Source organism: Streptomyces sp. NPDC060064, assembly GCF_042736455.1.
Classification (GTDB): Bacteria; Actinomycetota; Actinomycetes; order Streptomycetales; family Streptomycetaceae; genus Streptomyces.
The window spans coordinates 96150-106742 of the sequence record NZ_JBHWWF010000032.1 but is presented as its reverse complement, the minus strand read 5'-3'; the positions used below and the strand labels follow the sequence as shown (position 1 = coordinate 106742).

The 10593-nt window shown below is 69.3% G+C and carries 9 protein-coding genes, 1 tRNA gene and 1 pseudogene; 5 read left to right on the top strand and 6 right to left on the bottom strand.

Annotated elements, in window-relative coordinates; translation table 11 throughout:
• From ACFWDI_RS31200 to ACFWDI_RS31190, 3 genes are all read right to left on the bottom strand, one after another.
• On the bottom strand, positions 1-200 hold a 200-nt coding region (locus ACFWDI_RS31200; RefSeq protein ID WP_385309120.1), incomplete at its 3' end, for a transposase.
• 12 nt (positions 201-212) lie between these two features.
• The gene (locus ACFWDI_RS31195; protein WP_385309118.1) at positions 213-2090 is read right to left on the bottom strand and encodes a hypothetical protein; all 1878 of its coding nucleotides are present in this window, start codon (positions 2088-2090) and stop codon (positions 213-215) included.
• On the bottom strand, positions 2087-2341 hold the full coding sequence (locus tag ACFWDI_RS31190) for a hypothetical protein (protein ID WP_385309116.1): 255 nt from the start codon (positions 2339-2341) through the stop codon (positions 2087-2089). The genes ACFWDI_RS31195 and ACFWDI_RS31190 overlap by 4 nt, the downstream gene beginning before the upstream one ends.
• Positions 2342-2348: 7 nt before the next feature.
• Here ACFWDI_RS31190 and ACFWDI_RS31185 point away from each other — a divergent pair, with 7 nt between their 5' ends.
• From ACFWDI_RS31185 to ACFWDI_RS31170, 4 genes are all read left to right on the top strand, one after another.
• On the top strand, positions 2349-2615 hold the full coding sequence (locus ACFWDI_RS31185; RefSeq protein WP_385309114.1) for a hypothetical protein: 267 nt from the start codon (positions 2349-2351) through the stop codon (positions 2613-2615).
• Between the two features lie 22 nt (positions 2616-2637).
• A complete protein-coding gene (locus ACFWDI_RS31180) occupies positions 2638-3615 on the top strand; it encodes a DNA methyltransferase (RefSeq protein WP_326653777.1) in 978 nt (325 codons plus the stop codon).
• On the top strand, positions 3584-4849 hold the full coding sequence (locus ACFWDI_RS31175) for a DNA cytosine methyltransferase (RefSeq protein ID WP_385309112.1): 1266 nt from the start codon (positions 3584-3586) through the stop codon (positions 4847-4849). The genes ACFWDI_RS31180 and ACFWDI_RS31175 overlap by 32 nt, the downstream gene beginning before the upstream one ends.
• 195 nt (positions 4850-5044) lie before the next feature.
• On the top strand, positions 5045-6805 hold the full coding sequence (locus ACFWDI_RS31170) for a recombinase family protein (RefSeq protein WP_385309111.1): 1761 nt from the start codon (positions 5045-5047) through the stop codon (positions 6803-6805).
• Here the strand turns inward: ACFWDI_RS31170 and ACFWDI_RS31165 are convergent.
• Positions 6787-6871 (bottom strand) — tRNA-Leu (locus tag ACFWDI_RS31165). The two genes, ACFWDI_RS31170 and ACFWDI_RS31165, sit on opposite strands and share 19 nt — an antisense overlap.
• 193 nt (positions 6872-7064) lie before the next feature.
• Between ACFWDI_RS31165 and ACFWDI_RS31160 the strand changes: the two genes are divergently transcribed.
• A complete protein-coding gene (locus ACFWDI_RS31160) occupies positions 7065-8369 on the top strand; it encodes a DUF2254 domain-containing protein (RefSeq protein ID WP_385309109.1) in 1305 nt (434 codons plus the stop codon).
• Between the two features lie 4 nt (positions 8370-8373).
• On the opposite strand, the gene ACFWDI_RS31155 is transcribed toward ACFWDI_RS31160, so the two are convergent.
• Both ACFWDI_RS31155 and ACFWDI_RS31150 read right to left on the bottom strand, forming a co-directional pair.
• Positions 8374-9915 carry an aldehyde dehydrogenase family protein gene (locus tag ACFWDI_RS31155; RefSeq protein WP_385309107.1) on the bottom strand — a complete coding sequence of 514 codons (1542 nt, stop codon included), beginning with the start codon at positions 9913-9915 and terminating at the stop codon, positions 8374-8376.
• 121 nt (positions 9916-10036) lie between these two features.
• Positions 10037-10555, bottom strand: a pseudogene (locus tag ACFWDI_RS31150) (succinate--CoA ligase subunit alpha); the annotation flags it as partial.
• Positions 10556-10593 lie beyond the last annotated feature (38 nt).

The window sequence follows — 10593 nt, the reverse complement described above, 5'->3', positions numbered from 1 at the left end:
CGGAACAGGTCGTAGACCCGGTCCCACGGCCCGTACCGCTCGGGCACATCCCGCCACGGCGTTCCAGCCCGCGTCCGCCACCGTATGCCGTCTATAAGCTGCCGCCTGGTCCAAACCGGCGGCCTCCCGGCCTTCTTGCCCATCGGCAGCAGCGGCTCCAGCCGCGACCGCTGTGCATCTGTCAGATCTCCACGCGCCACAACGCATGATCATCACCGATCAAGATCCACTTTCGCAACAGACCCTAGTTCGTCCCGAACACCCTCGAAGTCGACGGCTTCGCTGACCAGGAGTCCGTCCGATGTTGCCACACCGTCCTGCGACGTACGGTCGGTCTGTCCGCCGATGGCGGCGAAGTAGGCGCGCCGGGCGGCGAGGAAGTCGCGGTAAGCCTCTGCCGCCCGCCCCGTGAGTACGTCCTCCAGGTCCTGGTCCGTGTCGGTGGACATCTCGGCGGAGCCGTCGGGATGCAGGAGGATCCTGCGCAGCGAGGTGTCGCCCGGCCGGGCCAAAAGGTCCTGCTGAGCTTGTACGAGCAACGGCGAGAGCCGAACCTCGGCGCTGCCGACGGTCTGGATCCGCACGTTAAGGATCTTTTGCGGGCTGCGTGCGGTGACCGGCCGCCAGCGTGCGTCGAGGGGGGTGACCTGTTCCGGGTCCTCGGCGGCAGCCATGGCGTCGAGCTGCAGGGACCTCAGTGCCTGGGCAACTCCGGAGAATCGCCCCACACTGCGCTCCGGGGGCTCCTCAATCTCGCCTCCGGGGACGACGTAGAAGTGCTCGCTCTCACCACCGGGCAGGTCGTGCGCTCCGGGGAGGACGTCGAGCGGCTCGTCGTCCTTGTCTAGCGGAACGACCCTAACGTAGTGCCACCCTTCTTCCCAGTCGACCTTGTTGAGGCGGACAAGGGTGGCCTTGTACTCGGCTTTCGGACGCGTGCCCTTGCCGATGTGCCCGATCCGACCGATCGGGCCGCCGCTCTCCGAGACAATCTCCACACGGAATCTCGTCAGCCCCTCCACCTTGCGGGGCTCGGGCTGTACCGCGAAGGGCACAGCGAGGTCGCGTACGCCTTTCTCCCCGGCGAGCAAGTAGGGCTGGCCCACGATGGCGGAGAGGGCTGGGTGAACATGAGCGCTCTCCGCGCTGTCGCCGACGATGGGCAGGCCCAGTTCGCGCACCTCGATGGAGACGGCCGCGCGCTTCTTCTCGTCGATGCGCCAGTTACCGAAGGAAAGGGACCAGTTCTCCCGGTCGACCACGATCCGGCGGGTCCATACCTGCGGGTCCTCCAGGCCGCAGCGGGAGGCGAAGCCGGCGAGACGGGAGGCGAAGTCGCTGTCGCTCAGCCCCAGCTCGAGGACGCGCTGCCGCTCCGAGTGCGGTGAGGCGGTCAGCTTCTCCACCAGACGGTGGTTCTTCCCGACACGCTCGGAGACCAGCTCGAGGTCGGTGAACAGGTCGAAGTCCGGTACGAGCCCAAAGTGGTACGCCGCCGCCCCGGCGACCTGCTCGCGGTAGTCATTGGCCCGGAGAGTGAGGAGGTAGTGGGCGACTGCGCGGTCGCCGCCCCGGGCCCCCGGGAGGCTGCGGAGGGTGGCAAGCAGCGCGTCGATTCCGGGGCGCAGCCGCTCGGGCACCTGGTCGAGGAGGTGCTCCGCGAGGTGGGCATAGGCGTCGCCGAGCGGTACTTCTTCGAAGGTCGCGATACCGAACGAGTCCTCGGCGCTCACCTTCGTACCGGGCGGAACGAAGGCAAGGAGCGGTCCGGGCAGGATGCCCTCGCCCTCCGTTCTGTTGCGGAGTTCGACCAGCTTGGTACTGGAGACGCCGACGTCGTGGAATGGCCGGTCGGGAGCGAGCTCGGCCTCGGGAAGGAGCAGGCAGACGGTGGCGTCGGGGCCGACCGCTCCCCGCAGTCGGCGCACCAGTGCCGCCGCCAGTTCGGCTTCCACCTCGGTGATCCGCATGCAGTGCCCGGTGCTTCGCGTAGCGACGAGTGCGGCGAGCCGGGGCGCGAGGACGCTTTCGATGGCGTCGCGCAGGTCTTTGGCGGTGGGCTCGGTCATTCCCGTGGTGCCGCTGCTCATCGGGGGGCGGCTCCTGTCCGTGCCGCGGTGCCGATGGTGTACCGGGGGGTGATGGTCTGTGTCAGGTAGGCGTCAGACATGTCCTGGTAGTAGCCGATCTCCCTCAGCCGGTTGAGGAATGCTGTGGAGTTGGCGCGCAGCGCCGCCTGGTCGTCGAGGTGGGCTCCAGTGAATCCGTCGCTCTCGGGAAGCCGGTCGATGTGGAGCCCGTAGCGGTCGCGCAGCAGGGCCAGGAACTCGTCCACACGCATCGGAGCGGTGGCGAGGTTCCCCGACCCGCTCCTCCCCACCGACGGCTTCCTGCTGCTGGCCACCCGACAGCGCCGGGACTCCGGACGCCTCACCGACCCGCTCGGCTCACTGATCGCGTCCGCCCGCACCGCCGGCTTCCGCTACCTCCAGCACATCGTGATCGTCTACGGCCACCCGGTTGGCGACCGCCTCGTACCCGCCCTTCCCCCGGACGCGCCCCGCGGCGTCGCGCACTGCGACCTGATCGCCCTGTCCGCGATCACCCACGCGTAGGCCAAGGCAGAGGAGAACCGTCGTGCCCTCCCCCCTCTCGGTGTGGAACACCGCCCCCACCTCCGCTCCCGCCCAGCGCGCTGACCGCTACGTGCCTGGCTCCGCCGCCCACCCCGCCAAGATGCTCCCGCAGATCGCCGCCCACGCCATCACCGCCTACTCCCGCCCCGGGGACCTGGTCCTGGACCCCATGTGCGGCATCGGCACCACCCTCGTCGAGGCCATCCGCCTTGGCCGTCACGCCCTCGGTACCGAGTACGAGGCGCGCTGGGCCGACGTGGCCCGCGACAACGTCATCCACACCCTGCAGGCAACCGGACGCGGCAGCGGACACGTCGCGTGCGGCGACGCCCGCCGACTCACCGAGCTCATCGACGAACGCCACCACGGCAAGATCGCCCTCGTCGTCACCTCACCGCCGTACGGCAACTCGGTGCACGGACAGGTCCGCTCCACTCGCGAGACCGGCGAGCGCGGCGTGCTCAAGAAGGACTACCGCTACAGCCACGACCCCTCCAACCTGGCCCACGTCTCCACCGACCGGCTCCTGGACGCCTTCACCGAGATCCTCACCCAGTGCCGACGCGTCCTGCGCCCCGGCGGCACCGTGGTCGTCACCACCCGCCCCTGGCGCGAGCGCGGCGAACTCGTCGACCTGCCCTCCGCGGTCCTCGCCGCCGGCCAGGTGGCCGGACTCATCGCCGCCGAACGCTGCGTCGCCCTCCTCGCGGGCATCCGCGACAGTCAGCTCATCGCCCGCCCGTCGTTCTTCCAGATGAAGAACGTCCGCGACGCCCGCCGCCAGGGCATCCCCCTCGCGGTAGTCCAGCACGAGGACGTACTCGTCTTCACCCGACCCGGACAGCACACCGGTACGAGAGACGCGAGATGGACGACGGGCGAGCCGAGGTGCACGGCCAGGGCCGCCTGCAGGCCGGCAACCCCGGCTGCCGTCCACTCCCGCACCTGTGCCCGAAGGGGCCGCTGTGGCGGTCACTGACCTACCGATCGGCAGCCTGTTCTCCGGAGTCGGCGGCCTGGACCTGGGCGTCCAGGCCGCACTCGGCGGCCACATCGCCTGGCACGCCGAGACCGACCCACACGCCGCCCAAGTCCTCGCCCGCCACTGGCAGGTGCCCAACCTGGGCGATGTACAGGCCATCGACTGGCACCAGACCGAGCCCGTGTGCGTCCTCACCGCCGGCTTCCCCTGCCAGGACCTCTCGGTCGCCGGACCCCGCACCGGACTGGCCACCGGCACCCGATCCGGCCTGTGGCGCCATGTCGTCGACGCCATCGAAGCCCTCAACCCCTGCCTGGTGGTGATCGAGAATGTCCGCGTCCTGCTCTCCACCCGAGCCGGAACCCACGCCCTTCGCCACCTGGAACCCTGCCCGCGGTGTCTGGGAGACCTATCCGATCAACCCTGCATGCGGGCACTGGGCGTGCTACTCGCGGACCTGGCCGACCTCGGGTACGACGCGAGCTGGACATGCGTACGCGCCTGTGACGTCGGCGCCCCGCACCGTCGCGAGCGCGTCTTCCTCACCGCCTGGCCCACAACACCACGGCTGCGAGCTGCTGTTGAAGACGCCGACGTCGAATCTGGGCCGCAACGGCGGCTCTCAGCATCCCGACAAACGGAAGGCCGGAGGTCACGGCCCCACCCTGGCCGACGAGGTAGAGCACCTGTTGCCCACCCCGAAAGCCAGCGACGGTGCCAAGGGCTCACCGAACCAGCGACACGGCGACGGCAGCCTCACCCTTGCCTCCACAGCGGCAGCGCTCACCGCTCCGAACGTCACGATCACGGAGACCGAGCGCCTGTTGCCCACCCCGACCTCATCCGACGGAGTCGGCGGTGCGGGCACGACCCCGAAACGCCAGGGCGGCATGAACCTGCGAACAGCCGTCACTCACCTTCCCACTGGTGGGGCGCCTACCGGCCCGCCATCCACAGATGGGAGCGCGTGACCGGAAGGGCCGCACCCTGTCCCACTCAGCCCGGCACGCGGCGCCTGTCTGCCGCATTCGTCGAGTGGATGATGGGCCTCACCGGTCACGTCACCGGCACCCCGGAACTCTCCCGCGCTGCCCAGCTCCGTCTCCTCGGTAACAGCGTCGTCCCCCAGCAAGCTGACCACGCCCTCAATACCCTGCTGGCCAGGGCCGGCGATTGCGCTCCCGGCCGCCAGGAGATCGCGCGGGACCGCTGCCCGGGGGCCAGCCCATGAGTCCGCGTCACCACTGCGAGGAAGCAGCCGCTGGCTTTCAGGTCGTCCTCCCCGTGCAGGGCCCCGAGCTGACCCCGTCGGCTGCCGCATTGCTTCTTCGCATGGTGAGGCGTCATCTCGCACGAACTGGCTCTCTTCCAAGAGCTGAGCTATCCCTGGACGACCACATCGGCCACCAACAGGAAGAACACCACGGTGACGCCCCACGATGACCTCCCCTCCTGGCTGCTTGCCTGGAACCAGACCCCGCCCGTTCCACCTGCAGCCGTGGGCCGCGGCCTGAGATTCGCCTTCTACGGGCGGGTGTCCACCGAAGACCAGCAGGACCCCGAGGCGTCGCGTCTGTGGCAGCTCGGCCGGGCCCGCACCCTCATCGAGCCGATCGGGGGCATCATCACCGCCGAATACTTCGACATCGGCGAGACCCGCGCCCTGCCCTGGAAACGGCGGCCGGGGGCCTCGGCGCTCCTGGCCGCGCTGGCCGACCCTCAGCGCGGCTTCGACGCCGTCGTGATCGGTGAACCGCAACGTGCCTTCTGCGGAACGCAGTTCGGCAACACGTTCCCGCTCTTCACTCACTACGGCGTCCCGCTGTCGGTGCCGGAAGTCGGTGGAGCCATCGACCCGGACAACGAAGCACACGACCTGATCATGTCCGTCTTCGGCGGCATGTCGAAGGGCGAGCGCAACCGCATCAAGATCCGTGTGCATTCCGCCATGGCTTCGCAGACCCTCATCGAGGGCCGCTACCTCGGCGGACGCCCTCCTTACGGCTACCGGCTCGTTGACCTGGGCCCGCACCCCAACCCCGGCAAGGCCGCCACCGGCAGGCGTCTGCACGGCCTGGAACCCGACCCTGTGGCCGCTCCCGTCGTCGTACGGATCTTCACCGAGTACCTGCGCGGGCTCGGGATCTTCGCCATCGCCGAAGGCCTGACCCGCGACCAGATCCCCAGCCCCTCCGCACACGACCCAGCCCGCAACTCGCACCGCGACACACGGGCCTGGTCCAAGAGCGCCGTCCGCGCGATCCTCACCAACCCCCGCTACACCGGTCGACAGGTCTGGAACCGACAGCACAAACACGAAAGCCTGCTGGACATCGAGGACGTCACCCTCGGCTACACCACCACACTGCGCTGGAACAGCAAAGACAAATGGCTCGTCTCCCAGCGCATCGCGCACACCCCCCTCATCGACGACGAGACCTTCGCCCAGGCCCAGGACATCCTCGCCTCCCGCACCCGCACCGGACCCGCCCACGGAGTCAAACGAACCCAGAACCTCTACGTCCTGCGGGGTGCACTCACCCACGCCGTGTGCGGGCGCAAAATGCAAGGGCACTGGGCGCACGACGAGGCGTACTACCGATGCCGCTTCCCTGAGGAGTACGCCCTCGCCAACCACATCCAGCACCCCCGCAACGTCTACCTGCGGGAGACGTGGATCCTCCCACCGCTCGACGACTGGCTGAGCAAAGTGTTCCTGCCGCACCGCCTCGACGACACCATCGATCTGATGGCCGGTGCCGCGCCCCTCGCCAGCGATGAAAAAAGTACCGCTGAAGCCGCCCGGACAGTGATCGCCGACTGCGACGCCAAGCTCGCTACCCACCGCGCAGCGCTCGAAGCCGGCGCCGACCCCGCCCTCGTCACCCAATGGATCGCCGAGACACAGGCCCGCAAAGCCCGCGCCGTAGCCGAACTGCGCACCGCGACCCATGGCCCCGGCTCACGGATGCCCCGTGACGAGATCGCCCGGCTCGTACGCTCCATCAGCGACCTGGCCGCCGTCGTACGCCAAGCCGAAGCCGCGGACAAGGCGGAGATCTACCGGCAGCTCGGGCTCGCCCTCAACTACGACTCCGGGAAACAGAAAGTGCTGGTCGAGATGAATCTCAACCAGCACTCTGGGGCAACCCGTGGGCTACCAGTCGGTGTCCGAGGGGGGACTTGAACCCCCACGCCCGATAAAGGGCACTAGCACCTCAAGCTAGCGCGTCTGCCATTCCGCCACCCGGACTAGGTGGTCGGCCCCGGTTTCCCGCGGCGACATGGACAACAATACCAGGGCTTCGAGGTGCCTCTCACCTGTATATCCGGTGGTCAGTGGGGTGCCGCTCACTCGTTCGCGACGATCTCGACGACCACTCGGCGCCCAGCTCACGGTCTGTTGCGGCACGCATACGCACAGTGCAGGACATACCTTCGCGTGCGTGAGTGATCGCCGTTATCGACCGCCCCGCGCGCTCTCGCTGCTGCGCGAGCATCTGCGGGACACCTTCTGGTTCGCGCCCACCGCCGGGCTGCTGTGCGCCTTCGCACTGTGGTGGGGGGCCTCCGCGCTGGATGCGGAGATCATCGCGTATCTGCAGCGGGAGCAGGCATACAAAGCGATCAGCGATCTCATCGCGATCGCCAACGACACCAAGACCATCGTGACGACGGTCAGCGCCGCGATGATGACCTTCATCGGTGTCGTCTTCAGCATCTCGCTGGTCGCCGTGCAGATGGCGAGTGGCCAGCTCACCCCGCGGGTGGTGCGGATCTTCGTCAGGAGCCGGATCAGCAAGCTGACGCTGACGGTGTTCCTGGCGACCTTTCTCTTCTCGCTGCTGGTGCTGACCTCGTACGAGAGCGAGACCGATCCCAAGCAGGTCACCTCGGTGCCGCTGGTGCAGAGTCTGCTGACCATGGTGTTGGTCGGGCTGAGTCTGCTGCTGTTCATCGTCTACGTGAGCGCCATGCTGCGGCTGATGCAGGTCGGGCCGGTCGTCGACCACATCGCCCGGGAGTCCTTCCAGATGCTGGGCAGGCAGCCGGCAGGTGGCCAGGAGCCGGCGCCGCTCCCTGCCGAGACGGCGTGGGTCGCGCATCACGGGCGGGCCGGTGTGCTGCTGGATGTGAATGTCGCGCGGTTGGTACGGGCGGCCAGGCGGCACGGTGTCGTGCTGCGGCTGATTCCGCGGATCGGGGACTACGTGGTGCCCGGGACGCCGGTGCTGGCTGTGCACGGGGAGGGTCGGCCGTCGCGGCGGGCCTTGAGGTACACGGTGTCCGTGGGGGTGGAACGCTCCTTTCACCAGGATCTCGGGTTCGGGCTGCGGCAGCTGTCGGACATCGCGCTGCGCGCGCTGTCGCCCGCCGTGAACGATCCGACGACCGCCGTTCAGTGTCTGGACCGGATCGTGCAGTTTCTGGCGGCGGTGGTGAGGATGCCGCTCGGGGTGGTGCAGCACCGGGACCGGCAGGGCGAGGTGCGTCTGGTGCAGGACGTACCCGGGTGGACCGATCTGGTGGATCTGGGGCTGACGGAGGTGCGGCTGTACGCGCCGGGGCAACCGCAGGTGACCCGGCGGCTGGTGGCCGGGATCGACGATCTCCTGCTGCTCGCGCCGGAGGAGCGGAGAGAGCCGCTGCTCAGGCACCGCACACTCCTGGCTCAGGCCGTGGAGCGCACGGTGCCTGAGGCGGCCGAGCGCGCGTTCGCGCTGGAGCCCGACCGCCAGGGCATCGGCTAGGCGGTCACGCCATCAGGTGGTAGTCGGGGAAGTTGCCCGGCAGACGCTCACCCGCCGGGCCGTCGGTCACGGCCCGGATCAGGAGCGCGCCGCCGACGAAGGCGCCCCGCCAGGACGCCCCGAAGCCGCCGAACAGCTCGTCGCGGTCACCGCGTGAGCGCGGCTTTCCGTGGCCGACCTTGAACGCGCGGATCTGCGGGGCCAGTCGCTCGTACGTCGCCGGGTCGTCGGTCGACAGCGTCGCGACCAGCGCGCCGTTGGAGGCGTTCATCGCGGCGAGCAGCTCCGCCTCCGTGTCGACCAGGACGATCGTGTCGACCGGGCCGAACGGTTCCGCGTGGTGCAGTGGCGAGGACGGCGGCGGGCCCAGGAGCGTGACCGGCGGGAGGTAGGCGGATGTGTCCTGGCCGGGCAGGAAACGGCCTTCCGCCAGGGTGCCCCGGTGGAGCGGGACGGCCCCGCGGTCGATCGCCTCGGCGACCTGGTCACCCAGTTCCTTGGCCTTCGCCGCGTTGATCAGGGGGCCGAAGTCCAGGGTGGGCAGCGAGTCGTCCGGGTGCTCGACCGCCAGCGGATGGCCCGTACGGATGGAGCGTACGGCGGGCAGGTAGGCAGCCAGGAAGTCGGCGAACAGCTCGCGCTGGACCACGAAGCGCGGATACGCCGTGCACCGCTGTTTGCCGTAGTCGAAGAGCTTGGGGATCATCGCGGTGAGTGCGTCCCAGTCGCTGTGGTTCCAGATGCCCCAGGTGTTCAGGCCCTCCTGTTCCAGGATGTGGCGCTTGCCGAGGTCGGCCACGGCGGTGGCGATACGGGCTCCGGTGTCGCGGCCGCCGACGAAGGAGACGCAGCCGATCTCCGGGGAGCGGACCAGGGCCTCGGAGAGCTCCCCGCCGCTGCCGCTGACCAGGGTGATCGGGATGCCTTCACGGGCGGCGAGAGCGGAGGCCAGGGTGAGGCAGGCGACACCGCCGTCGGTCGGGGTCTTCGCGATCACCGCGTTCCCGGCCAGGGCCTGCGCGAGCATCGCGTGGACCAGGACGGACATCGGGTAGTTCCAGCTGGCGATGTTGGAGACCGGGCCGGGCAGAGGCGTACGGCCTTCGAGCATGGACTCGGCACCGTCGACGTACCAGCGGACTCCGTCGATCGCACGGTCGACGTCGGCCTGGGCGAGCCGCCACGGCTTGCCGATCTCCCAGACCAGGAGCAGGGCGAGCAGTTCGCGGTGTTCGGTGAGGGAGTCGAGGGCGGCGGCGACGCGGGCCCTGCGCTCGCTCAGAGGAACGTGGCGCCAGGCCCGGTGCTGGTCGAGCGAGGCGCGTACCGCCTGCCGTGCGGTTGCCGCGTCCAGGCGCGGCGGTCCCGCGATGGGGCTGCCGTCGACCGGGCTGGTGGCGGGCAGGGCGCGGCCGTCGGCCTGCCACTGGGCGGCCCAGAGGTTCAGTACGCGGTCGTCACGGAAGGACTCGGGGGCGACGGCCTGGCAGCGCTGCCAGGCGTCGGCCCATGCGGTGCCGGGCTTGAGGGTGAGGGTGGGTGCCATGAGAAGGTCTCCGCTCTCGGTGCACAGTCGGGGCGGGAGGTGCAATGGCTCATGTCTCGTACTGGACGGTAGTGAGCGTGGGCCGGCATGGCAGCGCACGCGGTGTCAATTGTGGGTGACGTCACGTGATGTCGCGTGACGTCGCGAGCCGGTCGTGGACGAGCCTCGCAGCCTCGGTGGGCGTCGAGCCGACCCGTACGCCTGCCGCTTCGAGGGCCAGTTTCTTGGCCTGTGCGGTGCCGGAGCCCGAGACGATGGCGCCGGTATGGCCCATCGTCTTGCCCTCCGGGGCGGTGAAGCCCGCGATGCAGCCGACGACGGGCTTGGTGATGTGGTCGGCGATGTACGCAGCGGCGCGCTTCTCGGCGTCACCTCCGATCTCCCCGCTGAGCACCGTGAGCTCGGTGTCCGGGTCCTGCTCGAAGGCGACGAGGCAGTCGATGTGGCTGGTGCCGATGACGGGGTCGCCTCCGATGCCGACCGCGGACGAGAAGCCTGTCTCTCGCAGCTCGTACATGAGTTGATACGTGAGCGTGCCGGACTTGGAGACGAGTCCGATGCGGCCGGACTTGGCGGCGATGTCGGCGGGGATGATGCCGGCGTTGGAGTGGCCCGGGCTGATCAGGCCGGGAGGCCGGGGCAGTTGGGGCCGGACCAGGGGTGGGCTCGGTCGTCGAG

Excerpts from the sequence above, each read along its gene's own strand:
- ACFWDI_RS31190 (WP_385309116.1), bottom strand. The coding sequence starts at position 2,341 with ATGCGTGTGGACGAGTTCCTGGCCCTGCTGCGCGACCGCTACGGGCTC.
- ACFWDI_RS31195 (WP_385309118.1), bottom strand. The coding sequence starts at position 2,090 with ATGAGCAGCGGCACCACGGGAATGACCGAGCCCACCGCCAAAGACCTG.
- ACFWDI_RS31155 (WP_385309107.1), bottom strand. The coding sequence starts at position 9,915 with ATGGCACCCACCCTCACCCTCAAGCCCGGCACCGCATGGGCCGACGCC.